The sequence below is a fragment of the Streptomyces sp. NPDC048643 genome (assembly GCF_040650615.1).
GTDB lineage: Bacteria > Actinomycetota > Actinomycetes > Streptomycetales > Streptomycetaceae > Streptomyces.
Genome location: NZ_JBEZHO010000010.1, coordinates 148813 through 175074, shown reverse-complemented (window position 1 = coordinate 175074; position 26262 = coordinate 148813). Strand labels below are relative to the sequence as shown.

General features: G+C 73.6%; 19 protein-coding genes, 1 other RNA gene and 2 pseudogenes. 12 read left to right on the top strand and 10 right to left on the bottom strand.

Translation table 11 applies throughout. The features are described from left to right. Positions 1-984: 984 nt before the first annotated feature. Positions 985-2091: pseudogene (locus AB0C62_RS13185) on the bottom strand (hypothetical protein); the annotation flags it as partial. A gap of 321 nt (positions 2092-2412) precedes the next feature. On the opposite strand from AB0C62_RS13185, the gene AB0C62_RS13180 reads away from it, so the two are divergent. Genes AB0C62_RS13180 through AB0C62_RS13170 form a run of 3 tightly spaced genes read left to right on the top strand, consistent with a single transcriptional unit; the run spans position 2413 to position 5569 of the window. Continuing rightward, a complete protein-coding gene (locus AB0C62_RS13180) occupies positions 2413-3264 on the top strand; it encodes a Nif3-like dinuclear metal center hexameric protein (RefSeq protein WP_362972428.1) in 852 nt (283 codons plus the stop codon). After that, on the top strand, positions 3261-4004 hold the full coding sequence (locus tag AB0C62_RS13175; protein WP_362972551.1) for a C4-type zinc ribbon domain-containing protein: 744 nt from the start codon (positions 3261-3263) through the stop codon (positions 4002-4004). Before AB0C62_RS13180 ends, AB0C62_RS13175 begins: the two co-directional genes overlap by 4 nt. A gap of 35 nt (positions 4005-4039) precedes the next feature. Then, positions 4040-5569 (top strand): bifunctional RNase H/acid phosphatase, encoded by a 1530-nt coding sequence (locus tag AB0C62_RS13170; RefSeq protein ID WP_362972426.1) that lies wholly within the window; start codon positions 4040-4042, stop codon positions 5567-5569. 50 nt (positions 5570-5619) lie between these two features. On the opposite strand, the gene AB0C62_RS13165 is transcribed toward AB0C62_RS13170, so the two are convergent. Continuing rightward, a complete protein-coding gene (locus AB0C62_RS13165) occupies positions 5620-6426 on the bottom strand; it encodes a helix-turn-helix transcriptional regulator (protein WP_362972424.1) in 807 nt (268 codons plus the stop codon). Positions 6427-6590: 164 nt separating this feature from the next. On the opposite strand from AB0C62_RS13165, the gene AB0C62_RS13160 reads away from it, so the two are divergent. Further along, the gene (locus AB0C62_RS13160; RefSeq protein ID WP_362972422.1) at positions 6591-7607 is read left to right on the top strand and encodes an NAD(P)-dependent alcohol dehydrogenase; all 1017 of its coding nucleotides are present in this window, start codon (positions 6591-6593) and stop codon (positions 7605-7607) included. Between the two features lie 40 nt (positions 7608-7647). Here AB0C62_RS13160 and eda read toward each other — a convergent pair whose 3' ends face one another. Then, complete coding sequence (gene eda, locus AB0C62_RS13155; protein WP_362972420.1) at positions 7648-8292, bottom strand: bifunctional 4-hydroxy-2-oxoglutarate aldolase/2-dehydro-3-deoxy-phosphogluconate aldolase; 645 nt, start codon at positions 8290-8292, stop codon at positions 7648-7650. A gap of 98 nt (positions 8293-8390) precedes the next feature. Next, on the bottom strand, positions 8391-9191 hold the full coding sequence (gene yaaA / locus AB0C62_RS13150; protein ID WP_362972418.1) for a peroxide stress protein YaaA: 801 nt from the start codon (positions 9189-9191) through the stop codon (positions 8391-8393). A gap of 135 nt (positions 9192-9326) precedes the next feature. Here yaaA and AB0C62_RS13145 point away from each other — a divergent pair, with 135 nt between their 5' ends. The 4 genes and pseudogenes from AB0C62_RS13145 to rnpB all read left to right on the top strand — a co-directional run bounded on the left by AB0C62_RS13145 (position 9327) and on the right by rnpB (position 13142). Further along, on the top strand, positions 9327-10760 hold the full coding sequence (locus AB0C62_RS13145; RefSeq protein WP_362972416.1) for an RNB domain-containing ribonuclease: 1434 nt from the start codon (positions 9327-9329) through the stop codon (positions 10758-10760). 156 nt (positions 10761-10916) lie between these two features. After that, positions 10917-11768 carry an AraC family transcriptional regulator gene (locus AB0C62_RS13140; RefSeq protein WP_362972414.1) on the top strand — a complete coding sequence of 284 codons (852 nt, stop codon included), beginning with the start codon at positions 10917-10919 and terminating at the stop codon, positions 11766-11768. A gap of 75 nt (positions 11769-11843) precedes the next feature. Further along, a pseudogene (locus AB0C62_RS13135) lies at positions 11844-12623 on the top strand (DMT family transporter); the annotation flags it as partial. A 118-nt stretch (positions 12624-12741) separates the two neighbouring features. Further along, an RNA gene (gene rnpB, locus AB0C62_RS13130) (RNase P RNA component class A) lies at positions 12742-13142 on the top strand. Between the two features lie 116 nt (positions 13143-13258). On the opposite strand, the gene AB0C62_RS13125 is transcribed toward rnpB, so the two are convergent. Continuing rightward, complete coding sequence (locus AB0C62_RS13125) at positions 13259-16264, bottom strand: AAA family ATPase (protein ID WP_362972412.1); 3006 nt, start codon at positions 16262-16264, stop codon at positions 13259-13261. 227 nt (positions 16265-16491) lie between these two features. Here AB0C62_RS13125 and AB0C62_RS13120 point away from each other — a divergent pair, with 227 nt between their 5' ends. Beyond that, positions 16492-17133 (top strand): response regulator transcription factor, encoded by a 642-nt coding sequence (locus tag AB0C62_RS13120; protein ID WP_362972549.1) that lies wholly within the window; start codon positions 16492-16494, stop codon positions 17131-17133. A gap of 443 nt (positions 17134-17576) precedes the next feature. Here AB0C62_RS13120 and AB0C62_RS13115 read toward each other — a convergent pair whose 3' ends face one another. The 3 genes from AB0C62_RS13115 to AB0C62_RS13105 all read right to left on the bottom strand — a co-directional run bounded on the left by AB0C62_RS13115 (position 17577) and on the right by AB0C62_RS13105 (position 20298). Then, positions 17577-18899 carry a hypothetical protein gene (locus tag AB0C62_RS13115; protein WP_362972547.1) on the bottom strand — a complete coding sequence of 441 codons (1323 nt, stop codon included), beginning with the start codon at positions 18897-18899 and terminating at the stop codon, positions 17577-17579. Between the two features lie 329 nt (positions 18900-19228). After that, on the bottom strand, positions 19229-19690 hold the full coding sequence (locus AB0C62_RS13110; protein ID WP_362972545.1) for a MazG-like family protein: 462 nt from the start codon (positions 19688-19690) through the stop codon (positions 19229-19231). A 62-nt stretch (positions 19691-19752) separates the two neighbouring features. Then, complete coding sequence (locus AB0C62_RS13105; RefSeq protein ID WP_362972543.1) at positions 19753-20298, bottom strand: DoxX family membrane protein; 546 nt, start codon at positions 20296-20298, stop codon at positions 19753-19755. A gap of 132 nt (positions 20299-20430) precedes the next feature. On the opposite strand from AB0C62_RS13105, the gene AB0C62_RS13100 reads away from it, so the two are divergent. Both AB0C62_RS13100 and AB0C62_RS13095 read left to right on the top strand, forming a co-directional pair. Next, a complete protein-coding gene (locus AB0C62_RS13100; protein WP_362972410.1) occupies positions 20431-20757 on the top strand; it encodes a nuclear transport factor 2 family protein in 327 nt (108 codons plus the stop codon). Positions 20758-20868: 111 nt separating this feature from the next. After that, a complete protein-coding gene (locus AB0C62_RS13095) occupies positions 20869-21861 on the top strand; it encodes an aldo/keto reductase (protein ID WP_362972408.1) in 993 nt (330 codons plus the stop codon). Positions 21862-22006: 145 nt separating this feature from the next. Here the strand turns inward: AB0C62_RS13095 and AB0C62_RS13090 are convergent, their stop codons facing one another. After that, positions 22007-22780 carry an ABC transporter ATP-binding protein gene (locus AB0C62_RS13090; RefSeq protein WP_362972406.1) on the bottom strand — a complete coding sequence of 258 codons (774 nt, stop codon included), beginning with the start codon at positions 22778-22780 and terminating at the stop codon, positions 22007-22009. A gap of 90 nt (positions 22781-22870) precedes the next feature. Beyond that, the gene (locus tag AB0C62_RS13085) at positions 22871-24340 is read right to left on the bottom strand and encodes an ABC transporter permease (RefSeq protein ID WP_362972404.1); all 1470 of its coding nucleotides are present in this window, start codon (positions 24338-24340) and stop codon (positions 22871-22873) included. Between the two features lie 390 nt (positions 24341-24730). Between AB0C62_RS13085 and AB0C62_RS13080 the strand changes: the two genes are divergently transcribed. Further along, a complete protein-coding gene (locus AB0C62_RS13080) occupies positions 24731-25921 on the top strand; it encodes a serine hydrolase (protein ID WP_362972402.1) in 1191 nt (396 codons plus the stop codon). Positions 25922-26262: the final 341 nt, after the last annotated feature.

Genomic DNA, 26262 nt, shown 5'->3' with positions numbered 1-26262 from the left:
CCACGGCTGTTCGGGCGGGAGGGTCTCGGAGGTGAAGCTCCGCAACGGCGTCTCGCCCCGGAACACGGTGAAGTCCCTGAAGCTCCCGGAGCCGGGGGAGTCCGCGATCTTCGTGAAGCCTGTGAACTCCGGCGCGCCTGTCAACTCCGGTGCGCCCGTGAACTCCGGCGTGCCCGTGAACTCCGGCGTGCCCGTGAACTCCGGTGCGCCCGCGAGCTGGGCGGAACCGGGGAACGGCTGGTGGTCGGGAAGGGGGGCCGAAACGGGGAGCGGCCGGTGGTCGGGAAGCTGCTGGTGATCCGGAAGCTGCTGCTGGTCGGGAAGTTGCGGCGGTCCGCTGAATTCGGGCTGCTCCAGGGGAAGTTCGACCCCGCCGAGCCCCGGCTGCTCCAGCGGTGTTTCGGTCTCTGCGAACTCGGTCTGCTCCCGGGGTGGTTCGGCTCCGCCGCCCGGGACCGCGGGGCGCACCTCGACCTCCAGGGGCAGCGCCGCGACGAACCCGGCGCCGAGGCTTCTGCCGGGCGGGGGTGTCGCGGCGACCTTGGTCCAGAGGCCCGGCCTCGGCCGACGGGGTCCCGCCGGCTCGGGGGCGACCGGCGGGACGGGCCGCTCCGGCTCGACCGACCCGGCGTCGGCGCCGAGGTCGGCATGGGCGTGCGGGGCCGACGCGCGCTGGGCCTCGACCGGTACGGCGAGGAGACGCGGCCCGGGACTCGGCACCCCCGCTGCGGGCACTCCGACAGCCGACGTCCCCGCACCCGACGTCACCGCCCCCCGTGCCTCCGCGCCGGGTGCCTCCGTACCGGGTGTTTCCGCGCGCCGGGGTTCCGGGGCGGCGGCGTTCTGGCGTACCCCGACGGCCGGGGTCGCGTGGTCGGTGCCGATGTGAGGGGGCTGCCGGGTGGCGTCCGTGTGCCGGGCCGGGTGGGCCGAGGACGTGCGGACCACCGGGCCCGCGTTCACCGCCGGGTTTCTGGAGGTGGTCAACCGGCCGTTCAGAGAGGCCTGTTGGAGAGGGACCGGCCGAGGTGCGGGGCGCTCCGGGGGAGTCGGGTCCCCCCGGTCCGGTTCCCTCGCCTCGGTGGACACCTGCAGCCGGGCGACACCGCACGGCACGCCCCCGTTCGCGTACGGCAGGTGGAGCGCGCCCTCCCTGGTCCACAGCCCGGTGCCCGCCAACCAGCCCTCGGGTGCGGGCCGGTGGTCGATCCGGCGCTCGGACGGGCGCCACATCCCCACCCAGGTGCCACCGGGACCGTCGATGCGCAGGGCGACCGCGCAGGCCTCCGGGGTCAGCACCTGGCCCGGCTGGATGGCGAACGGCGTGATCGAGCAGCCCGTCGCCGTCAGGCACTCCGGGAAGCGGACCGGCAGCGTGCTGCCGAGCACACCCCAGCCGAGCCGCTCCCGGCCGGGCGAGGGGGCGTCGGAGCGGATCAGCAGAAGTCCGCTGTCCGCGTCCGCGAGGAGCAGCCGGTCGTTGCTGCGCTCGGCGATCTGGAGGAGCGGCGAGACCTCTCCGCCGCGCTCGAGGTCGACGACCACGGCCTTGGTGCGGCCGCCGTGGACGCGGTCCAGCGCCAGCAGTCGGCCCGTGCCGTCCAGCCACACCCCGCCCGAGCAGTGGCCCGGGACCTCGGCGAGATGCTCGGGGCCGAACGCGCCGCCCGCCACCAGCCACACCGCCGTGGACCCCCGTCCCACGGCGAGCGCGTACGCCCGCTCCCCGTCCGGCGCGGGCGGCAGCAGCCGCAGCCGGGTGCCCGGGTCGGGGCACTCGACCGCTCCCAGGGGCAGCTCACCGGTGCCCGGCCCGGTGGGGTACAGGAGCGAGAACGTGTGGCGTCCGTCGGCGACCCGATGGATCAGCACCCTCCCGTCCGTCAGCGGCAGCACCTCGGTGCCGGGCTCCTCGGGCTGGTGGGAGGGCAGCGGCACGGCGTACGGCTCCGGCCCGTCCAGCGTCCAGCGCTCCGGGTACCAGGACTCGCCGTCGCTGGTCAGCCGCGCCCCGTAGGTCCCGTCCGCGGTGATGACACAGGCGGGCGGAGCGGCCCACCCGCTCGCGACGTCGTCGTCCCCTTCGCCCATCCCGCCCTCGTTCGCCACCACGGGCTCCGTCGCACCGGCCGTCATCGTTCGGTCACCTCCGGCGACGAAGCTAGTTTTCGCACGCACAGACGGGGGACCGACGGGCGGCGGCTTCACACATAAGGGTGGCCATGTCGGGATTCGCCTGAGGGAACGGGGGCGGATGTGCTGAACGGTGCCGGGAGGGGAGGGGTGAACGCGCCCGGCGACGGGGGTGGGCGGAGCCGGTGCGGCGGCGGCCGGGGCCGGCCGGGGGCCCGGGCACGGGCCCGGTGGTCCGCGGCCGGTCGGAGAGGCACCCGGGCCAGGTAGCCTTTCCCCGTGCCCCGTCTGTCTGAAGTCATCACCGCGCTCGAATCCCTCTGGCCTCCTCAGCAGGCCGAGAGCTGGGACGCGGTCGGCACCGTCTGCGGCGATCCGGACCAGGACGTCACGCGCGTGCTGTTCGCCGTCGACCCGGTCCAGGACATCGTCGACGAGGCGGTGAAGCTGGGCGCCGACCTGCTGGTCACGCACCACCCGCTCTATCTGCGCGGTACGACGACCGTGGCGGCGGGCACCTTCAAGGGCCGCGTCGTGCACACCCTGATCAAGAACGACATCGCGCTGCATGTCGCCCACACCAACGCCGACCGCGCCGACCCCGGCGTCAGCGACGCCCTCGCCGGAGCGCTGGACCTGCGGGTCGTACGGCCGCTCGTGCCCGACCCCACGGACCCCGAGGGGCGCCGGGGCCTCGGCCGCGTGTGTGAACTGGACCACCCGCTGACCGTGCGCGAGCTGGCTGCACGGGCCGCCGAGCGGCTGCCCGCCACCGCGCAGGGCATCCGCGTCGCGGGCGACCCCGAGGCGCTGGTGCGCACCGTCGCCGTCAGCGGCGGCTCGGGCGACAGCCTCTTCGACGACGTGCGCGCCGCGGGCGTGGACGCCTTCCTCACCGCGGACCTGCGCCACCACCCCGTCTCCGAGGCGCGCGCCCACAGTCCTCTCGCGCTGCTCGACGCGGCGCACTGGGCCACCGAGTGGCCCTGGTGCGAGCTGGCCGCCGCCCAGCTCGACGAGATCTCCGACCGGAAGGGATGGGGACTGCGCGTCCACGTCTCCCGGACGGTCACCGACCCCTGGACCGCTCACGCGGCCTCTCACAACGACACATCAGGAGCCCCCAACTGAACGCCGAGCCCGCCGACCAGATCCGACTTCTCGACGTCCAGGCATTCGACGCCCGCCTGCAGCAGCTCGCGCACCGGCGGAGGTCGCTTCCCGAGCACGCCGAGATCGAGTCGCTGAACAAGGACCTCACCCAGCTGCGTGACCTGCTCGTCGCCGCGCAGACCGAGGAGAGCGACTGCGCCCGCGAGCAGACCAAGGCCGAGCAGGACGTGGACCAGGTGCGCCAGCGTGCCGTCCGCGACCAGCAGCGCCTCGACTCGGGTGCCGTCACCTCCCCCAAGGACCTGGAGAACCTCCAGCGCGAGATCACCTCGCTCGCCAAGCGCCAGGGCGACCTGGAGGACGTGGTCCTGGAGGTCATGGAGCGCCGTGAGTCCGCGCAGGAGCGGGTCGCCGAGCTGACCGAGCGCGACGGGTCCGTCCAGTCGAAGATCGACGACGCCACCGGGCGCCGCGACGCCGCGTTCGAGCAGTTCGACACCGAGGCCGCCACGGTCACCAAGGAGCGCGCGGTCATCGCCGCCAGCGTGCCCGCCGATCTTCTCAAGCTGTACGACAAGCTGCGCGAGCAGCAGGGTGGCGTGGGTGCCGCCCGGCTGTACCAGCGCCGCTGCGAGGGCTGCCGCCTGGAGCTCAACATCACCGAGGTCAACGAGGTGAAGGCGGCGTCCCCCAGCACCGTGCTGCGCTGCGAGAACTGCCGTCGCATCCTGGTGCGTACGTCCGAGTCCGGCCTGTAGCAGTTTCGGCCCGTAGCAGTCAGGGAGTCCGTCGCGTGCGGGAGTTCATCGTCGAGGCCGACGGAGGTTCCCGGGGCAACCCGGGGCCCGCGGGCTACGGGTCCGTGGTGATCGACGCGGTCACGGGGGAGACGCTGGTGGAGCGCGCCGAGTACATCGGGGTCGCCACCAACAACGTCGCGGAGTACCGCGGTCTGGTCGCCGGGCTGCGGGCCGCCCGCGACCTCGACCCCGCCGCGCGGGTCCGGGTCCGCATGGACTCCAAGCTGGTCGTCGAGCAGATGTCCGGCCGCTGGCAGATCAAGCACCCCGACATGAAGCCCCTGGCCGCGGAGGCGGCCCGGGTCCTTCCCCGCTCGCAGGTGACCTACGAGTGGATCCCCCGCGCGGAGAACAAGCACGCGGACCGCCTGGCCAACGAGGCGATGGACGCGGGCAAGCGCGGCGAACCCTGGACCCCACCGGGCGACGAAGCCGCGAGCACCGGCGCGCCCGTCCAGGGACGCGGGACCCCCACCGAAGCCGCGAGTGCAGGGGCGCCGGTCGAGGGGCGCGGGGAACTGCGCGACCAGCCACAGCGGCCCGGCACCGGGACGACGGCCCCAGGCCGCACCCGGTCATCCGGCGGCGAACCCGCGAGTCCGGGGGCGCCCGTCGAGGGGCGCGGGGAACTGCGCGACCAGCCACAGCGCCCCGGCACCGGGACGACGACCGAGGCCCCCACCCCGTCATCCGGCGGCGAAGCCGCGAGTGCAGGGGCGCCGGTTGAGGGGCGCGGGGAACTGCGCGACCAGCCACAGCGCCCCGGCACCGGGACGACGACCGAGGCCCCCACCCCGTCATCCGGCGGCGAAGCCGCGAAGGTCACGGACGACAGACGCGCCGCGCAGAACGTGGCGACCCCCACCCCCTCGGTCGGCTGGGGCGCAGCCCCCGACATGGGCGCCCCCGCAACCTTCGTCCTCCTCCGGCACGGCGAGACCCCCCTGACCCCGCAGAAGCGGTTCTCGGGCAGCGGCGGCAGCGACCCGTCGCTCTCCGACGTGGGCCGGCAGCAGGCCGAGCGAGCCGCCACGGCGCTGGCCGCCCGCGGCACGGTGCAGGCCGTCGTGGCCTCCCCGCTGGCCCGTACCCGCGAGACCGCGGCGGTCGTCGCGGCCCGTCTCGGCCTCGACGTGGTCGTCGAGGACGGCCTGCGCGAGACGGACTTCGGCGCCTGGGAGGGGCTGACCTTCGGCGAGGTCCGCGAACGGTACCCGGACGACCTGAACGCCTGGCTCGGCGCGCCGGACGTCGAACCGACCGGCGGCGGCGAGAGCTTCGCCGCGACGGCCCACCGCATGGCGGAGACCCGCGACAGGCTGACCGCCGCCTACGCGGGCCGTACGGTCCTGCTCGTCACGCACGTCACCCCGATCAAGACCCTGGTACGACTGGCCCTGGGCGCCCCGCCGGAGTCCCTGTTCCGGATGGAGCTGTCGGCGGCGTCCCTCTCCGCGGTCGCCTACTACGCGGACGGCAACGCGAGCGTCCGGTTGTTCAACGACACCTCGCACCTGCGCTGAGCCTCGCCGACGACGACCGCACCGGCGTCGCGAGAACGGGCCCGGAGGGTTCAACCCCGCCGGGCGGCCCGCCTCCGGAGGATCTCGGCGCTCTCCCGGTCCGCCGGTAGGAACGCCTCCAGGTGGAGTTCGGCGAGCGTCACGTCCACCGCCGTCGCGAACGACGTCAGCGTGGTGAGCAGCCTCAACTCGCCCTCCTCGCACCGCAGTCGCAACGGCACCGCGAATCCGAGGTGATCGGCGCCGGGCTCACCCTCCGGCACGTACCGGGCCAACTCCTCGGCCAGCGCGTCGAGCCGGGGATCGGGACTGCGTGCGGACCGGCCCCGCAGGTTCTCGAGGATGTGCCGCCCCCACGCGTCCAGGTTGCCCACCCGGGACGCCATGCCGCGTGGATGCAGGGCCAGCCGAAGGACGTTCACCGGCGGTGCCAGCAGGTCGGGCGCGACCCCCTCGGTCAGTACGTCGAACGCCGCGTTCGCCGCGACCAGTTCACCGCGCGGACCCGCCACCACCGCCGGATACGGCAGATGCCCTTCGAGGATGCCGTCCAGCGCCTCCCGTACGGGCTTCAGGACCTCCGCGTCGAGCGGCGACTCGGCGAACGCCGGCGCGTAACCGGCCGCCAGCAGCAGCGCGTTGCGCTCCCGCAGGGTCAGGTCCAGTGATGCGGCGAGCCTGATCACGATCTCCCGGCCGGGCACCGACCGCCCCCGCTCGATGAAACTGACGTACCGCTGCGTCGTCCCGGCCCGCGAGGCCAGCTCCAGCTGACTCACCCGGCGCGCGGTCCGCCAGCGCAGCAACTCCCGTGCGAAGGGGGAAGGTTCGCCGGAGAGCGAGGTGCCGGTCGTCATGGGGTCAGTTGTACGGCAGGGGACCGGGAACCGGCGCCGGGACCCGCCTCCCGGGCTGACCCGGCGGTGACCCCGACCCGTCATACCCAGCCGGGAATTGAGCGGCACTCCCGCCCCGACCAGCATGGACGCGACCACACCGGAGCCCATACAGGGAGCGGGACATGCGCGCGTACCACCTCGAAACCCCCGGCACCGTCGACGGCATCGTCCCGCGGGAGCAGGCCCGGCCCGAACCGGGGCCCCGGGACATCCTCGTCCGGATCCACGCCGCCTCCCTCAACAAGCGCGACCTGCTGATCCTGAAGGGGACCTACCCCCTGAAGGCCGTACCGGACGTGATCCCGGTGAGCGACGGAGCGGGGGAGGTCGTCGCGGTGGGCGCGGAGGTGACCCGGTTCGCCGTGGGGGACCGGGTGGCGGGCACGTACTTCCCGAACTGGCTGGACGGCCGGATCACCCCGGACCGGTTCGACCAGCCCGGCGCCACCCTGGACGGCATGCTCACCGAGTACGCCCGCCTCCACCAGGAAGCCGCGGTGCGCGTCCCGGACCATCTGACCTGGGAGGAGGCGGCCTGCCTGCCCTGCGCGGGGGTGACCGCCTGGCACTCCCTGACGGGCGGCGAGCCGCTCGCTCCCGGCCACACCGTCCTCACCCTGGGCACCGGAGCGCTGTCCCTGTTCGTCGTGCGGTTCGCCAAGATGCTGGGCGCCGAGGTCGTCGCGACGACGTCGAGCGCGGCGAGGGCCGACCGGTTGAGGGCGCTGGGCGCGGACCACGTCGTGAACTATGCCGAGAACCCCGAATGGGGCCTGGAGGTGAAGGAGTTGACCGGTGGTCGTGGCGCCGACCTCGTCGTCGAGACCAACGGACCCGAGACCATCGAGCAGTCGGTGCGGGCCGCCGCCCTGTACGCCCAGATCGTCCTTCTCATCACCGGCAGCCCGCGCAGGCCGGGCATCGAGATCTCCAACGCCGCGTACGCGGGGAGCCTGGCCACGATCCGCCGGGTGTTCGTCGGCAGCCGCGCCCACTTCGAGTCGATGAACAGGGCGCTGCGGCTGCACGGCGCGCGGCCGGTCGTGGACCGCGTCTTCGGCTTCGACGAGGTGCGGGAGGCGTACCGCTACTACGAGAGCGGCGCGGCCTTCGGCAAGGTGGTCGTCCGGGTGGGCTGAGGCGGGTCCGGGCGCGGTGAGCCGTGCGCCCCGGCTCGTTCTAGCGGCGCAGGGCCGAGGCCTCCCGGGCCAGTTCCTCCACCCGCTGCCAGTCCCGCGCGGCGATCGCGTCCGCCGGGAGCATCCAACTGCCGCCCACGCAGCCCACGTTCGGGAGGGCGAGATAGTCCGGCGCGGTGTCGAGGCCGATGCCGCCGGTCGGGCAGAACCGGGCCTGCGGAAGCGGCCCCGCCAGCGACCTGAGATACGGCGTACCGCCCGCGGCCTGCGCGGGGAAGAACTTCATCTCGCGCACCCCGCGTTCCAGCAGCGCCACGACCTCCGACGTGGTCGACACCCCCGGCAGGAACGGCACTCCGGACGACTTCATCGCGTCGAGCAGCGCGTCCGTCCAGCCCGGGCTGACCAGGAAGCGGGCGCCCGCCGCGACCGACTCCGCCACGTGCTCCGGCGTCAGCACGGTGCCCGCGCCGACCACCGCGTCCGGCACCTCCGCCGCGATGGCCCGGATCGCGTCGAGCGCGGCCGGGGTCCGCAGCGTCACCTCGATCGCGGGCAGCCCGCCGGCGACCAGCGCCCGCGCCAGGGGAACGGCGTCGGCGACGTCCGCGACCACGACGACGGGGACGACGGGCGCGAGATCCAGGACGGAGGCATGCGGAGACGGGGGCAGCGGCGAAGTCATGCCCACATCCTGCCCGGGGTGTGCAGCATGCGCAAAGGTCGTTGCGCATGCTGCAACGAGAGTGGATGGCCCTCAGTGGATCCGAGAGCGAGGGGCCCTCAGTGGATCTCCGTCACCACCACGTCGAGAGCCCAGGGCCGGCCCGCCCGCCCGGGGGCCTCCGCCTCGACCGTGTACCCGAGGTCCCGCAGCGCCTCGACCAGCGCGGCGGGATTCTTCGGCGCCGCACCCGTACTGAGCAGGCTCCGGACGATCTTTCCCTTGGTCGCCTTGTTGAAGTGGCTCACGACGGACCGCTTCTCGACCCCGTCCACCATGTGGGCGTGCAGCACCCTTACCGTCGCCGTCCGCCCCGCGACCTCGCCCTTCGGCTTCCAGGCCGCCGTGTACGCCGAGGAGCGCAGGTCCAGCACGAGCCCGTCGCCCGCCGCCTCGGGGAGCGCGGTCGCCATCGGCGTACGCCAGTGCGCGCCCAGTGCTCCGAGGCCGGGCAGCTTCACACCCATCGAGCAGCGGTACGAGGGGATCCGGTCCGTCACCCGCACCGCGCCCCACAGCCCGGAGAACACCAGCAGCGAACGGCCCGCGCGCCGCTTGGCCGCGGTGTCCAGCGACGCCAGGTCCAAGGAGTCGTACAGGACTCCGGTGTAGATCTCCCCGGCCGGACGCGCGCCCGCGGTCCGCAGCTCGGTGTTCTTCGCGATCTCCCCGCGCAGCCCCTCGCTCAGCCCGAGCACCTCACGCGCCTTCTCCTCGTCGGCCACGCACAGCTCGACCAGCTCGTCGAGAACCGCCTGACGCGCCTCCGTGAGGCCGGGCAGGGACAGCGACTCCAGCTTGAGCGGGGTTCCCCGGCCGGAGGAGGCCTTGCCTTCGGAGGGGGGCAGCAGCACGAGCACGGTTGGATCTCCTCACGGTGGAAACGGCCCGTCGCCAGCCTAAGGGGTGTGCCGGGGCCGTCCGGACGGCCCGAGCGTGCCCGGCCGGCGCCCCCTCGGGGTGCCCATCGAGGACCCCCGGCCTAGGCTCGACGCATGCCTCGCCGTCGCGTCCGTGTCACCGGTGCACCGGAGGCTCCGCTGCGAGCCGCCCTCAGCGCGTTGCGGACGGAACTCGGCGTGCCCGAGACCTTCCCGGCCGAGGCGCTCGCGGAGGCCGCACAGCCGCCCCGGCTGCCCGCGTACGACGCGACGGACATCCCGCTGTTCACCATCGACCCGCCGACGTCCGAGGACCTCGACCAGGCGATGCACCTGTCGCGCCGCGACAAGGGCGGTTACCGCGTCCGTTACGCCATCGCCGACGTGGCCGCCTTCGTCACCCCCGGCGGAGCACTGGACGCCGAGGCCCACCGCCGCGTCATGACCCTCTACTTCCCCGACGAGAAGATCCCCGTCCACCCGCCCGGACTCTCCGAGGGCAGGGCCAGCCTCCTCCCGGACCAGACCTGCCCGGCCGTCCTGTGGACGATCGACCTCGACGCCGACGGCCGCACCGAGGCCACCGACGTCCGCCGCGCCCTCGTCCGCAGCCGCGCCAAGCTCGACTACGCGCACGTGCAGCGGCAGATCGACGCGGGGACGGCGGAGGAACCCCTCGCGCTCCTCAAGAACGTCGGCACGCTCCGTGAGGCCCTGGAGGTGGAGCGCGGGGGCATCTCGCTGAACGTGCCCGAACAGGAGATCGTCGAGAAGGACGGGACCTACGAACTCGCCTACCGCGCCCCGCTGCCCGCCGACGGCTGGAACGCCCAGATCTCCCTGCTCACCGGCATGGCCGCGGCGGACCTGATGCTCGCGTACGGCACGGGAGTGCTGCGCACCCTGCCCGCCGCGCCCGACGGCGCGGTCGGACGGCTGCGCCGCACCGCCAGGGCCCTGCGCATCGACTGGCCGCACCACGTCTCGTACGCGCAGCTCATCCGCTCCCTCGACCCCCACCGGCCGCACCACGCGGCCTTCCTCCAGGAGTGCACGACCCTGCTGCGCGGCGCCGGCTACACGGTCTTCCGGGACGGCGCCCTGCCCGAGGCCACCGCGCACGCCGCCGTCGCCGCGCCCTACACGCACTGCACGGCCCCACTGCGCCGGCTCGTCGACCGCTACGCGGGCGAGATCTGCCTCGCGGCCGTCGCCGGGCAGGCGCCGCCCGAGTGGGCCCTCGCGGCTCTGGACGCCCTCCCCAAGGAGATGGCGGACGGCGGCCGACGCGCGGGGACCGTCGAGCGCGAGTGCGTCGACATCGTGGAGGCCGCCCTGCTCAAGGACCGGGTCGGTGAACTCTTCGAGGGCTGTGTGGTCGACGTACAGGAACACGAACCCACTGTCGGAACCGTCCAGTTGGAGTCCCCGGCGGTCTTCGCCCGGATCGCCGGCGGCACCGCCCGGCTGCCCCTGGGCGAACGCCTCCGGGTCCGCCTCACGCAGGCCGACCCGGGCACGACGAAGGTCCAGTTCGCCCCGGCCTGACCGTTCCGGAGAGAGAAGGGCTCCGCTCGCCGGCGCCCGTCGGCGTACCGACGGCCACCGCCGGGCACTGCCGGGCATGGAAACGGCTCCCGTCCGCGTTGTCCCCCCAGCGGTACCGACCCACGGCACCGGGCTGACACGGGGGAGTGCGGGACGGTGACGGACAACGCCGGCACGGTGCCGCCCCCGACCCGCCGGGAGGAGGCGCGCTGGACCCGGGCCACCCTCGGGCGGGACGGACAGCCGCTCGACCTGCTGACCGCCCGCTTCGACCGGCACCGCTACGCACCGCACGCCCACGAGGAGTTCACCATCGGGGTGTGCGTCGGCGGCTCCGAGATCATCGACTACCGTGGCGGCCACATCCGCGCCGTCCCCGGATCCATCGTCGTCCTCGCGCCCGGCGAGATGCACACCGGCGGGCCGGCCGCCTGCGACGGCTACGCCTACCGCGCCCTGTACGCGCAGCCGTCGCTCCTCACCGAGGCCACCGTCGGCCCGCCGCCGCACTTCCGCGAACCCCTCCTCGACGACCCCGAACTCGCCGCCGCGCTGCGCACCGCGCACACCGAACTGAGCGCCTGCCCCGACCCGTTGGAGGCCGAGTCGCGCTTCCCGTGGCTGCTCGCCGCGCTCGTCCGACGCCACTCCACGGCCCGCCCGGACCGCGACGAGATCCCGGGCGCCGCCGGCGTCGCCGCCGTCGTACGGGACCGCCTGGCCGACGAGCTCCAGGCCCCGCCGTCCCTCGCCGTCCTCGCGACCGACCTCGGCCTGTCCCGCTACCAGCTCCTGCGCGCCTTCCGTACGACCGTGGGCATACCCCCGTACGCCTGGCTGGCCCAGCACCGCGTCCAGCGGGCCCGCCGGCTCCTGGAGTCCGGGCTGCGCCCCGCCGAGGTGGCCGGCCTCGTCGGCTTCGCGGACCAGGCGCACCTGACGCGCTGGTTCCGCCGGGTGCTCGGGGTGACCCCGGCGGCGTACCGCGCGAGCGTGTTCGCGCGATGACAGGGGGCGTCGGCCGGTGACGGCGGCGCAACAACGTTCAAGACAGTCGACCCCCGACAGCCCGAGACTGCGCGTATGACTGCACGTGGCTGGTTCCTGTTCTCCCTGATGGGAGTGGTCTGGGGCATCCCCTACCTGATGATCAAAGTGGCGGTGGACGAGGTGTCCCCGTCGGTGGTGGTGTTCACGCGCTGCGCGATCGGCGCCGCGCTGCTGCTGCCCTTCGCGATCCGCCAGGGCGGCCTGACCCGGACGGTACGGACCCACTGGCGCCCGATGCTGGCCTTCGCGTGCATCGAGATCATCGTCCCCTGGTGGACCCTCACGGACGCCGAACGCCACCTGTCCAGCTCCACCGCCGGTCTGCTGATCGCCGGGGTGCCGATCGTCGGCGTCGCCGCGGCCCGCCTCCTCGGAGACACGGAGCGCCTCGGCGCCCGGCGCGTGATCGGCCTCGCCCTCGGCCTGTCCGGCGTCGCGGTCCTCACGGCCCCGCACCTCACCGGCGGCGACACCCGCTCGCTCGCGGAGGTGCTGCTGACGGTCGTCGGCTACGCGACGGCGCCGGTGATCGCGGCCCGCCGCCTCAAGGACGTGCCCTCGCTCCACCTGACGGCGCCGTGCCTGGCGCTGGCGGCCCTGGTCTACGCCCCCGCGGCGCTGCTCACCCGCCCCGACGAGGTCCCCTCCGCCCATGCCCTGGCCGCCCTCGCGGGCCTCGGCGTCATCTGCACGGCGATCGCCTTCGTGGCCTTCCTGGAGCTGATCAGGGAGGCGGGCCCGACGCGGGCGACGGTGATCACGTACGTCAACCCGGCGGTGGCCGTGGCGGCGGGCGCGCTGTTCCTGCACGAGTCGCTGACCACGGCCGTGGTGGTCTCCTTCACCCTCATCCTGGCCGGCTCGGTCCTCGCCACGGCGGCCGCCGGTCCGCGCCGCCCCGTCCGGCCGGTACCATGGTCGACACGGCAGACGAGCCGGGCGGGCGGCCGCGTGGAGGTCCTTGTGGACCTTCCCGAGGAACGTCCGGGCTCCACAGGGCAGGGTGGTGGCTAACGGCCACCCGGGGTGACCCGCGGGACAGTGCCACAGAAAACAGACCGCCGAGAACTCCGGTTCCCGGTAAGGGTGAAACGGTGGTGTAAGAGACCACCAGCGCCTGAGGTGACTCAGGCGGCTAGGTAAACCCCACCCGGAGCAAGGTCAAGAGGGAGCACCTCGGTGCTCCTGCGCGGACGTTCGAGGGCTGCTCGCCCGAGTCCGCGGGTAGACCGCACGAGGCCGGCGGCAACGCCGGCCCTAGATGGATGGCCGTCACCCCGACGTCCGCGAGGACCCGGGGCACAAAACCCGGCGTACAGCCCGACTCGTCTGCCGCTCTCCTCGACCGGCCGGGCGCAGGCGATCCCTGCCCTCGGCCGCACCGAGAGGCCATCGCCACCGAGCGTCCACCCCCCGGCAGTTGACGGGCGCGGGGCGACTCCTGTCGGTCATCCGGCCCCCTGCGTGTGATGCACCAGATGCCCCGCTGCCTCGTGGTCGTGGCGGCCGGCACCGTCCAGCTGGGATGCCTTGCCCGCGTGCGGCCCCTGCCCCAACGCCCCCGCCAGCTCCCCCCGCCCCCGGATCCCCAGCTTGCGGAAGGTGCTCGTCAGGTGGGTTTCCACCGTGCGGCGGGCCAGGTGGAGGAGGGTGGAGATTTCCGGGTTGGTGCGGCCGTTGGCCGCCAGGGTGGCTATGCGGCGTTCGCTCGGGGTGAGGGCGTCCGTGCCGGTGCGGGGGGCCGCCGCGCGGCGGGCGCCGGCCTCGCGCAGGGCCTGTTGGGCCTGGGTGTGCAGGCGGACCGCGCCGAGGCGCTCCGCGCGTTCGGCCGCCTCGCGCAGGGGCTCGCGCGCGCGTGTCCGTTCCCCGGCCGCGGCCAACTGGCGTCCCTGGGCGATCAGCGCGGCCGGCAGTTCCGTACCGGCGGGTGCCTCGCGCAGCAGGCGTACGGCGCGGTCCGCCAGGTCCAGGCCCTGCCTGCCGCCGGTCGCGGTGCCGAGCGTGCTCAGTGAACGCCCCACCAGCCGGGGCGTGTTCCAGACGGTGGCCAGACGCAGCTCCTCCCGCGCCAGCGCGAGGGCCTCCTCCGGCCGGCCCAGGGCCACCCTGCACTCCGCCGCCGCCGTCCGCCAGGGCGTCACCACGGGACTCAGCACCTCCCGGGCCGACTGCCGCCGTCCGCACTCCAGGAAGTCGTCCAGTGCCGCTCCCGGATCACCGTCGGCCGCGCGCAGGACCCCGCGTGCGTAGAGGAAGCGGTTCGCCTCCCAGGAGTCGGGGGCGTCCCGCAGCTCGAAGTCGCCCGCGAGGGCGGTGGCCGTCTCCGTGCGGCCCTGCCCCACCAGGGCGAGGACCGCGAGCGCGTCCTGGTTGCCCGGGGCGCGACCGACGGGTCCGGCCGGACGGGCGGCCGGGGCGACGCCCTCGTGGGCGCCGCGGGCCGCCGCTATGTCCGCCCGGACGTTCAGCAGGGCCGCGTGCATCGGATGCAGGAGCGAGGCACTCTGTCCCGCCAGACCCCGTTCCACCAGGCGTTCCGCCTCGTCCAGTTCGTCGGCCCACTGGGTGACGGCGGCGGCCGTGCCCAGGAGGAACGGCTCGCCGAGCGGGTCGGACGGCTCCTCCAGGAGGGCGCGGACGCGTCGCACGGCGGTCCGTGCCGACGTCAGGCCCGCCGTCGCCTCGTACCGCACCAGCAGTGCCCGGCCCGCCGCGCCGACCAGGTGGGGGGAGCGGTCGGCGGTCTCGCGCAGCCAGCGGTACATCTCCCGCCGTACGTCCGGGTCCTGGTCCGAGAGCAGGGTCGAGGCCGTCTGGACGGTACGGACCAGGTCCGGGTGGTCGCGCAACTGCTCGTCCAGGGACCGCAGTACGCCGATCGCGGCCCGCGTCTCGCCCTGCCCGGTGAGCGCCGTGCCGAGCGCCACCGCCGCCCGCACCCGGTCACGAGGCGCACCCGGCAGCCGTACGGCCTCGGCGAGCCGGGACATCCCCGCGGCCGGCCGCACGGTCACGAACTCCAGCGAGCCCAGCTCGGTGAGGACCGCGGAGCGGCGTTCGGGCGTCAGGGGTTCCTCCAGGGCGCGGCGCAGGAAGGCCGGTGCGTCGCCGGCCCTGCCCGACCGGACCGCCGCGGACGCGGCGTCCAGCAGCGCGCCGACCGCCCACGCGGCACCGATCACGGGCGCCCGCAGGACGTGCCCCGCCACCGCCTCCGCCGGATCGCCCCGCCGCAGCATCGTCTCCGCCGCCGCCCGGTGGGCCGCCTGGCGCCGGGCTCCCGGCCAGCCGCTCGACACGGCGTCCCGGAGGAGGGGATGGACGTAGTCGGGGTGGCCGCCGTCGGGGGAGGTGCGCAGCACTCCGAGGCGGGTCATCGACGTCAGCCAGCCGGGAACCCGGGCGGCGTCCGCGCCGGCCATCCCCGCCAGCAACTCCGCGTCGACGTACGGCCCGTGGCCGGCGGAGTCCGCCGTCGCGAGCGCGAGTGAACGGGCCACGTCGGCGGTCGCCCGGCCCGCGCAGTCCAGCCACCACGACACGGCCGCCGGGTACGCGCCGGGGTAGAGGGCCGCACAGGTCGTCGGGACGGGAGCGGGGGTCCGCGCACCGGGTACCGCACGCAGGTCGTCCAGGAGGGCGTGCAGCAGCAGCGGGCTGCCCGCGCAGGCCCGTACGCAGTCGTCCACCCAGGAGTCCGGAGGAGCGTCGGCGAAGGCCGAACGCACCAGCCCCGCCGCCGAGTCGGCGCTCAGCGGGGCCAGGGTGTGGGTACGGACGAGGTCGGGCGAGAGCGTGTGGGCGAGGCCGGGGCCGGCCGGGTCGACGTCGTACTGTGTGCGCTCGGTCACCACCAGCAGCACCGGCAGGCGGTCGATCTGCCGGGCGGCGGCGGTGAGCCACTGCCGGGACTGCTCGTCGGCGCGGTGGACGTCGTCCACGGCCACCAGCAGCGGCGCGTCACCCGCGTGCGCGAGCAGCAGACGCCACAGCCGGGCGCCCGCCCGGCCGTAGTCATGGGCACGGCCATCGTCGTGCGTGTGCGTGTGCGTGTGCGTGTGGGGATGGGATCGAGCACGTGCGGGGGCGAGGGCGTGAGCGGGCGCTGTCGCACCGGCCCCGACGGTCCCTCCGACCCCTGCCCCGACCCCGGCCTCCGCCCCGGCCCTCGACCCGCGCCCGCTCTGCTGCCACAGTGCGTCCTGGTCCAGGGACAGCAGTTGGAGCACGGCGGCGAAGGGCGCGTTCGGGTCCGGGGAGCAGCGGGCCCGCAGGACCCGCATCCCGTGCGTCTCCCCGTGACCGGCGGCGGCTTCGAGGAGGGCGGTGCGTCCGGTGCCGGTGGCGCCCGACAGCAGGAGCAGCCGGCCGGTGCCGCTCCGGGCCCGTGCTGCCTCGGCGGCCACCAGCTCCAGCGCGTCCCCGCGTTCGCGAAGAGGTCCGCGTACGGACATCCCTGCCTCCCGCCGTCGTGGATCCGCTGACGCCGATCTCGTGGTGTCTCTCGTGGTGCTCCACGATTGTGCGGACCTCTGTTGGCACAGGAGTGTGATTTCAGCCCTTTGTCACCGACCCCACATCGACGGAGGGCACGTTGACTCGGGAGCCTCGGTTGCACAGTTCAGCCCGGACGACAGACATCGACCCGTACCCGGAATCCCCACACGAACCGGGCACGGAAATCGACTCCGCGGGCCCGCCCCACCGCATCCCGGTCGTGGTCCACACGTCGGACCCCATCTCCCGGGCGGGGGCGCTGAGCCAGTTGCGCGGCAACCCGTTGATCGACCTTCGCGACGAGCGCGAGGCCGGGCCCGACACCGTGGCGGTGCTCATCAGCGAGACGCCCGACGCCAGAACCCTCGCGCGGCTGCGCCGGCTGGTCCGCAGTGAGGGCGCCCGTGCCGTGCTGGTGGTGAGTGCCGTCCGGGAGGCCGAACTCCTCGACGTCATCGCCTGTGGTGCCGGTGCGGTCGTCTGGCGCCACGAGGCCACCGCGCAGCGGTTGTCGCAGGCCGTTCTCGCCGCCGCACGCGGTGACGGGGACCTGCCCGCCGACCTGCTCGGACGGCTGCTCAGCCAGGTGGGCACGTTGCAGCGCTCCGCGGCGGGCAACTCCGGCGCGCCCGTGTCGGGGCTCACCCCGAGGGAGGTCGACGTGCTGCGGCTGGTGGCCGAGGGGCTCGACACCGCCGAGATCGCGAGCAAGCTCTCCTACTCGGAACGCACCGTCAAGAACGTCATGCACGGGCTCACCACCCGTTTGCACCTGCGCAATCGGGCCCACGCCGTGGCCCATGCCCTGCGGGAGGGCTACATCTGACCGGCGGGGCACGCGGGGCTGCCCGTTCGGGCGGCGGAACCCCTCCCGGGCGGCCGATCGGGCACGCGGAGTCCCCTCACCGGAGCCACCGGAGGCTCGGACCGGGCGCCGGCTCCCTCGGCCGCCGGCGACGGGATGGCGTGACCCCGACCCCCGTCCCACCTCGGAGAACGGCCGATTTACGCCCCACGGACCGCTGTGCGCATCCTGTGTCCCAGGGGTCTCAAGGGTCCCAGGAGTTCCACGTGCCCTCGGCGTCCCTGGCCCCCATGCTTCGCGTGGCCCACGAGGAACGGCCCTGTGCCCCGCGGTACGGGGGCACAGGGCCGTTCGGGTGGGTCTCGTGGTCCACGGCGGACCACGTCACGGGCCATGCGAGCACAACGCCGTTGCCCGTACGGGCCGTTGACGGTGACCGCGACCCTTCGCTGCCGGTTTCGGTGTCAGTTGGTGACCGTGAACCAGGTCGCCCGGGACTTCTGCCACTCCGGGTGGTCGAGGTCCTTGGCCTCGGTGCCGTCGCCGTACAGGTCGGCCGAGCCGTCGTCGGTGATCAGCTGGGCGCGGGCGCCGGGCACGCTGAGGTCGGGGACGTCCACGACCGCCTCCCAGCCGCCGGGGTCCGAGGTCGGCAGGTCGAGGCGCTTGACCGGCGCGTGCGCCGCGTTGCCGTCCCAGGAGTAGAGCGCGTACGGATCGGAGTTGTCGTCCGCGGCCCAGGAACCGGCGACGATCAGGTACTGGTTCGACGCGTTCTTACGGATGTCACGGATCGCCAGGCCGCCGAGGTCCAGCTCGATCGGCGTGCCGAAGACCGCCTTCGAACCGCTGCTCAGCACCTTGTCGAAGTTGGTGACCGGCACGATGAGCGCCTTGCCGCCGGGCACCGCGGGAGCGAGCGGCGCACGGAAGCCGAGGTAGGCGGTGGTCGTCGAGCCCGGCGCGAACTCCAGGCCCTCCACGTTGAACCCGTCGATCTGCTTCGGTATCTGACCGTCCTCGGTGCCGTCCGCGAAGCCGTAGCGGTCGCCGTTCGCCTCGTCCCAGGCGACGAGGTCGTCCCGCAGCTTCTTGTACGAACGGCCGTAGGTGAGGCCGGTGGAGGCGCCGGAGCCGGTCACCGTCGTGGTGAAGACGGTGTTGCGGTCGGCCTTGTACTCGCCGTCCTTGTTGTTGCCGAGCGATCCCGTCCAGTAGATCGTGTCGCCGACGCGCGTGGCGCCCTCGATGTCGATCTCCTTGGACACGCCCGCCTTGGAGCCGAAGTCCCAGGTCTTGACGGGTGCGCCCGACGCCGAACGGTCGTACAGGCGCAGTGTGTTGGACTCGTCGTCCGCGACGACCGCGTAGCCGCCGCCGACGTCGACGGCCGCCGAGGCGTCACTGGAGCCGGTGAAGTACCGCGTTTCCGTGGGGAGCTGCACGGAGGCCGAGGCGGCGTAGTGCAGCGTCTTGGTGACCTTCTTGCCGTCGACCCCGGTGACCTGCACGGTGAGGTCCGTGTAGCCCCGGCCGCGTGCGGCGACCGCGACCTTGCGGGTGGCGCCCGTCCCGGTGACCGTGACGTCGGTGGTGGTCGCCACCGCGGTCTTGCTGCTCTTGGTGACCGTGACGGCGAGCGCGCCGGCGTCGGCCCCGCTCTGCGCGACGGTCACGTTCACGGTCGGATCGCCGGTCGCGCCCACCGCGCCCGACAGATACGTGGCCGACAGGGAGAGGCTCGGCGTGCCGTAACTCGCCGCGCGTGCCTGGCTTCCCAGCCCCATGGCCGTGAGCGTCAGCACGCCGCCGATCACGGCGGTGGTCCGGCGGCCTCTGGGGAAAACGTTGTCCTGCACGGGGGCCCTTTCGTCGACGCGATGTCGACGAGAAGGCTGTGCCGCGTCCGCCAACTCCCGGCGGCGTACCCCTGTCCGGGAGGTGAACAGATGCGGTCACCGTGTGCGCGGTCGAAGAACGCCTCGACGCCGGCCGCCAACTCCCCTGCCTCGTCGCAGGGATGGAGGCGGAGCGGGAGGGGTCGGCGCAGCGCGCCGGACGGCGGGGGAGGTGAGGGGAGCGGGGCGAGTGGGCGCGCAGGTTGGGGGGGGCAGGGTCAGGGGCCCACGTCGGACAGGGGCGGCCCCGCAGCCGGTTCGGCACCAGGGGAAGAGTCCGGGCGCAGCGAGCGGTCGGTGACCGACGCGAGGTGGGCGGTGAACACCTCGCGCGCGTCGGGCGTGAGCTCCCGCAGCGCCACCATCGCCGTGATCACGACGTCGCACAGCTCCGACCGGACGTCGTCCCAGGTGTGGCTCACGCCCTTGCGGGGATTCTGGCCCGTCGCTCCGATCACCGCCTGGGCGACCTCGCCGACCTCCTCCGACAGCTTCAGCACCCGCAGGAGCAGGCCCTCCCGGCCGCCGTGCGCCCGGTTGGCGTCCAGCCAGCCGTGCAGCCGGTCGATCGCCTGCCACGGGTCCGCCCCGGCGGAGGGGCCCGCCCGGTGGGCCGGGTCCGATGAGCCGGGCGTGGTGCCGGCGGTGTCCGCCGGGCCGGTCGGGTCATCGAGGTCCATCGGGTCGTCAAGGTCCTGGTCAGCCATGGGAGCAGCCTCCCCCGAGGCGGGCCGGCCGACTCCTACTCCTCGAACAGGGCTTCCTGCTCGCCCTGCTGCGCCGTGCGGAGCCGTGAGTTGCGGGTGCTGATGACGACCGCGGTGACCGCGGCCGTGACGCCGAGCGCGGTCGGCACCATCCAGCCGCGGTTCACGGCGTGGCCCAGCGCGTGGTCGAGGGACAGCCGCCCGGGGCCCGTCACCGCGAGGCCCGCCGCGGCCAGTCCGAGCGACGCCGCGTACTCGTAGCCGCCGCTCTGCGCGAAGAAGCCGTTCGGCGCGTGCACCGCCGCCGCGCCGGCCATCGCCCCGGCCGCCGCGGCACCGGCCGCGGGGGTGGCGAGACCGAGGGCGAGGAGGGTGCCGCCGCCCGCCTCGGCGAGGCCCGCCGCCGTGGCGCTGGCCTTTCCGGGGGAGTAGCCCATGGCCTCCATGGCCGCTCCGGTTCCTTCGAGGCCGCCGCCGCCGAACCAGCCGAACAGCTTCTGCGCTCCGTGCGCGGCCAGTGCGCCGCCCGTGCTCAGACGGAGCAGCAGCAGTCCCAGATCACGCCGGTCGAAACAGGTCACGGTGACTCCCAGTGCAGACAACGGCAACGGTTCCCTCCCGGGTCTCCACCGTCGCACCGATCACACGTGTCCGGTGTTCCCGCGCGGCCGTTCGGGTGGCGGGCCCCGGGGACCGGTGTGAGTCTGCTTGCCATGACGATTCAGGTAGCGAAACTCAGCGATCCGGCCGTCCGGGCCTTCGTCACCGCCGTGAACGCGCACGACCGTGACGCGTTCCAGTCGGCCCTCGCGCCCGGCGCCACCATGTCCGACGACGGCTCCGACCGGGACGTCGCCGACTGGACCGACCGGGAGATCTTCTCCTCCCGGGGCCACATGGACGTCGACAACGAGTCCGACGGCGGCCGCTCCCTCGTCGTGCGGTACCGCAACGACGCCTGGGGCGAGATGAAGACCAGGTGGACGTTCACCGTGGACGACGGCGGCCGGATCAGCCGCTTCGAGACCGGCCAGGCCTGACCAAGGCCGGCCGGGCGCGCCGGTCGGACGTGGCGAAGTCCGGCCGTTGCCCGGGAATCCCGACCCGAGGGCTTGTGTTCGCGTGCGCTCCAACTCCTAGCGTCCCGGGACATGGAGAGCTTCGGGAACAGGACACTGGGAAGCAGCGGCATCGAGGTGAGCGCCCTCGGCTTCGGCTGCTGGGCCATCGGCGGTGAGTGGGCGACGCCGGACGGGCAGCCGCTCGGCTGGGGCGCGGTCGACGACGAGGAGTCCGTACGGGCCGTCCGCCGGGCCCTCGACCTCGGCGTGACCTTCTTCGACACCGCGGACGCGTACGGCGCGGGGCACAGCGAACGGGTGCTGGCGCGTGCCGTCGGCAAACGGCGGGCCGACGTGGTCCTCGCCACCAAGTGGGGCAACGTCATCGACGAGGACCACCGGCTCCTCACCGGCGCCGACGACTCCCCGGCGTACGCGCGACGCGCCCTCATCGCCTCGCTCCGCCGCCTGGACACCGACTGGATCGACCTCTACCAACTGCACCTCTCCGACGCGGAACCCGAGCGGGCCGTCGAACTCCGCGACACCTGCGAGGAGTTCGTGAGGGAGGGACTCGTCCGGGCCTACGCGTGGAGCACCGACGATCCCCACCGTGCGGCCGTCTTCGCCGAGGGCGAGCACTGCGCGGCCGTGCAGCACCGGCTGAACGTCCTCCAGGACGCCCCCGAACTCGTCGCGTTCTGCGAGGAGTCGGGGCTCGCGAGCATCAACCGGAGTCCGCTGGCGATGGGGTTGCTGACCGGCCGGCACGCTTCGGGCCGGGCCCTCGCCGCGGGCGACATCCGCAGCGCGCCGCCCGCCTGGCTGCCCGGCTTCACCGGCGAGGGCGGCGCCGACCCGGCATGGCTCACCCGCGTGGACGCCCTCAAGGAGATCCTGACCGGTGGCGGGCGCACCCTCGCCCAGGGCGCCCTCGGCTGGCTGTGGGCCCGCAGTCCCCGGACCGTGCCGATCCCGGGCTTCCGCTCGGTCGCCCAGGCCGAGGAGAACGCGGGTGCGATCGCCCGAGGGCCGCTCACCGCGGCGCAGATGGCCGAGGTCGACCAGGTGCTCGGGCGGTGAACGGCCCCTCGGGCGACCACGGGAGTGGGCGGGCGCCCGACGCCCAGGTCCCCCGACCGACCCCGAACCGCCGGGTCGTACAGGGCTCCTGGGCGGCGTCGTCCGGTGTGTACGGCGCCGAGGCGGGCCCTGGGCGCCGTACTGACTACGGGACGGCGGGCCGGGAGTCGTACGGCCGCTCCGCCGACTGCGGTGCGGCGTGCTCCTGTCGGGCGGACTGCCGCGGGGCCGCGCGACGCGCGCCGCCCTGCTCGGTCAGGGTGATCCGACCGGCCCGGATGGTGGCGAGACGCGGCGCGCGACGGGCGATGGACGAGTCGTGGGTGACCATGACGAACGTCAGCCCGTACTCGTGCCACAGCCCTTCCAGCAGGCCCATGATGTCGTCGCGGGTGCCCTCGTCGAGGTTGCCGGTGGGCTCGTCGGCGAGGAGCACCTTCGGCTTCTTGACCAGCGCGCGGGCGATGGCGACGCGCTGCTGCTGGCCGCCGGACAGCTCGGTCGGCACGTGCGCCAGCCGCTCGCCGAGTCCGACCGAGCGGAGCGCCTCGGCGGCCCGCTCGCGTCGGTCGGCGGGCTTCACGCCGAGCGGCACGAGGGCGGTCTCGACGTTCTCCTGAGCGGTCAGCGTCGGGATGAGGTTGAACGACTGGAAGATGATGCCGATCTTCTCGGCCCGCAGCCGGGTCAGCTTCGCCTCGCTGATGGAGGCGAGGTCCACGCCGTCCAGTTCGACACTGCCGGAGGTCGGCCGGTCGAGGCCGCCGATCATCTGCAGCAGTGTCGACTTGCCGCCGCCGGTGGGGCCCTGGATGACGAGCTGGTCGCCGTCCTCGATGGCGAGGTCGACGCCGCGCAGCGCCTCGACGGTCTCCTTGCCCCGCGTGTAGCGCTTCGTGACGCCGGTGAGCTTGTACATGAGGTTCTCCGAGGATGAAGGGGGTGGGGCGCCGCGGCCCGGGGGAGTGGACGCGGCGCCCCGGCTCTTGGGGTGTGGCCCGGGGGCGGGTTACGAGACGCTGCGCAGCGCGTCGGCCGGGCGCATCCGGGAGGCGCGCCAGCCGCCCATGGCGCCGGCGATCAGACCGCCCGCGATGGCGAGGCCCGCGGCGAGCGCGATGGTGGTGACCGAGACCGGCGCCGAGAGCGCGATGTCGACGGTGTTCGTGGCCGCGGAGGCGGCCTGCCGGCCGGGACCACCGCCACCGGGGCCGCCGCCCATGCCGCCCGCTCCGCCGGTGGAGCCGAGCTGCGCCGTCAGTGTCGGGCTGATCGCGGTGACGACGGCGGCCGCGCCGAGGCCGAGGGCGATACCGAGGGCACCGCCGAGCAGTCCGTTCACCATGGACTCGCCGACGACCTGCCGGGTCACCCTGCGGGAGGGCCAGCCGAGCGCCTTCAGGGTGCCGAACTCGCGCACCCGGCGGGAGACGGCGGACGAGGTGAGCAGCGCCGCCACCAGGAACGCGGCGACGAGGACGGCGATCGACAGCCACTTGCCGACGCTGGTCGCGAGGTTCGAGGCCGTCGACAGCGAGCCGGAGACGGTGTCCGCGAGGTCAGCGGAGGTGGTGACCGTCGTGCCCGAGATGTTCTTCCGGATGGCCGCCTTGACCGTGTCGATCTGCTTCGAGTCGGTGGCCTTGACGTAGATCGTGGTGACCTTGTTCTTGGCGTCCCCGAGCGTCTGGGCCTGCTTCAGCGGCAGGTAGACGTCGGTGGTCGACTCACTGCTGTCGGGTGTCGCGATCCCGATGATCTTGTACGTGGTGCCGGAGATCTTGAAGGTCTTGCCGACCGTGTACTTGTTCTCCTTGGCGTACGACGTGGCGAGCACCGCGACCTTCGCGTCGCTCTGCGCGGAGGTGAACGTCGTGCCCGTGGTGATCTTCGAGGTGGCGAGCGGGCCGAGATCCTGGTCGGTGACGTCGACGCCCGCGACGGAGTACGAGTTCACGTCGAAGGAGGCTCCGCCGCCCTGTACCTGCGGGGCGCCCGTGCCGCCGTTCTGGCCGCCGCCGGGTCCGCCCTGCTGCCCCGAGCCCGAGGTGGAGGACTTCGCCTTGCCCTGGGTGAAGGAGCCGTCGACCTTGGTGACGTTCAGGCTCAGCGCGCCGACCGCGCTCGCGACGCCCTTCTGCGCGGCGACCCGGGTGACGAGTGACGACTTCAGGGACTGCCCGCCCTGGGTCATCACCCGGTCCGAGCTCTGGCTCTTGCCGCTGTCCGCCTTGGCGTCGAAGTCGAATGTCGGCCGGCCGGAGGAATTGCCCGTCGGTGCCGCCTGGGCCTTGGTGACGGTCATGTCGGTGCCGAGTCCGTACAGCGACTTCAGGACCTTGTCCTGCGCCTGCTGCATTCCGGCCGACACCGAGTTGACGGTGATGACCAGCGCGATTCCGAGCGCCAGACCCAGGGCGATCACCAGCGCCGCCTTCTTGCGCCGGCTCAGCTCACGCTTGAGATAGATGCCAAACATCCCGTTCCTCAAAGGTTCTTGGCGCCCGCTGTGGGCGCGGCCACACGCTAGGGAGGAACCTTTGATCCGGGCTGAGTGCCGGATGTGCGCGAACTGAGAAATCCGGGCCTTGCATCATTTTTGGGTCAGACAGCCCATTCCTGAGAGGGAAAGGGGCTGTTGACAGGAAAGGCGTGTTGGATGGCGGACGGTCACGGTCGGCGGGCCCGTCCGCCGCGCACTTCTCCCGGTGGGACGGCGGACGGTGGGCGGGCGGGCCCGCGCATTTCCCCCGTGCGAGGCGTTCGCCCCGACGTTCCGGGGTGTCTTTGCCGCCCCTTTGGAATCGGCTTCCCTTCCCTTTGTCACCCCGCTGTCGGGGCCCGCGGAGCGGCTTTGTACGGTCCCGGGATGCGTGATTCTTCCGGGCTCTCCCGCCGTGCCGCCCTGGGCCTCGCGGCCGCCGTGCCGCTCGCCGCCGCGACGGCCACCACCGCGTCCGCCGCCACCACGATCGGCGGTGCGCGGCTGGGCCGTACCGGGGTCCAGGCGAGCGGCGGCACGGCGCTGCCCAAGCACCTCACGGCCCGCTCCTGGCTGATCGCGGACCACACGACCGGCCAGGTGCTCGCCTCGTACCGCGCGCACCAGCGCCTCGCGCCGGCCTCCACCCTGAAGATGCTGTTCGCGGACACCGTGCTGGCGAAGTTCGACCGGACCGAGACGCACCGGGTGACCGACGTCGAGATCGCGGACGTCCCCGCGGGGTCCAGCCTGGTCGGCATCAAGCCCGGCATCACCTACACCGTCGAGCAGTTGTGGCAGGGCGTCTTCCTGCGCTCCGGCAACGACGCGGTGCACGTGCTCAGCCACATGAACGGCGGCGTCCCGGCGACGGTCGCCGAGATGCAGGCCAAGGCGAAGGACCTGCAGGCCCTGGACACGCACGTGGTCAGCCCGGACGGATTCGACCACCCGGGCCAGCTGTCGTCCGCGTACGACCTGACGCTGTTCGCCCGGCACGGCCTCGCGAGCGCCGACTTCCGCGGCTACTGCGCGACCAGGACGGCCGACTTCCCGGCCGGCGGCAAGAAGACCTTCCAGATCCAGAACACCGACCGCCTGCTGACCGGCGCGTGGGGTCTGAAGACGTACGACGGCCTGATCGGCGTGAAGAACGGATACACCAGCCATGCCGGCAACACCTTCACCGGTGCCGCGACGCGCGACGGACGCACCCTCCTCGTCACGGTGATGCATCCGAAGAGCGGCGGCAACGGTGTCTACGAGGAAACGGCCCACCTGCTCGACTGGGGCTTCCGGAACGCCACGGTCGACCCGGTGGGGACGCTCGTCACCCCGATCAGCGAGGGCGGCGCGAGCGCGGCCCCCTCGCACAGGGCGACGGCGAAGCCGGCGGCGGGCGCTCCGGCCGCCGCCGCGAAGGGCGACGGGCCGCCCTGGGGACTGGTCGGCGGGGCCGGGGGAGCGGTCGTGCTGCTCGCGGGTGGTGCGCTGGCGCTGCGCAACCGCCGTCGCCGCCCGGCGGAGGACCCGGCCGAGGTGTCCGCGGAGGGACGCGGGCGTCGCCGCGAGAGCTGACCGAGGGGCCGCGTGCGCGGCCCACACAGCACGGCACCGCACAGCCCTGACAGCTGTGCGGTGCCGGCAATGACGGCGACAGCCGCTCCGTGGTCCGGTGCTTTCCTCGCGCTTTCGCGCGAGGCCCGCCCCCACCCGGACCGCGGAACGACGGTCGCCTCCCCCCTCGGTGCGGACCATCGGTCCTACCGAAGTCTCTTCCTCCGAGTGTGAAGCTCTCGTGGAGGAGGTGTTGAGCATAAGCCCATCACCGGCTCGTATGGTCCGGAGAGTCAGCTTCCGTTTGTGTAGGTTGAGGGCTTGACCAGATGCGGTGAACGCTCGGCCCGCTCCCTGCGTAC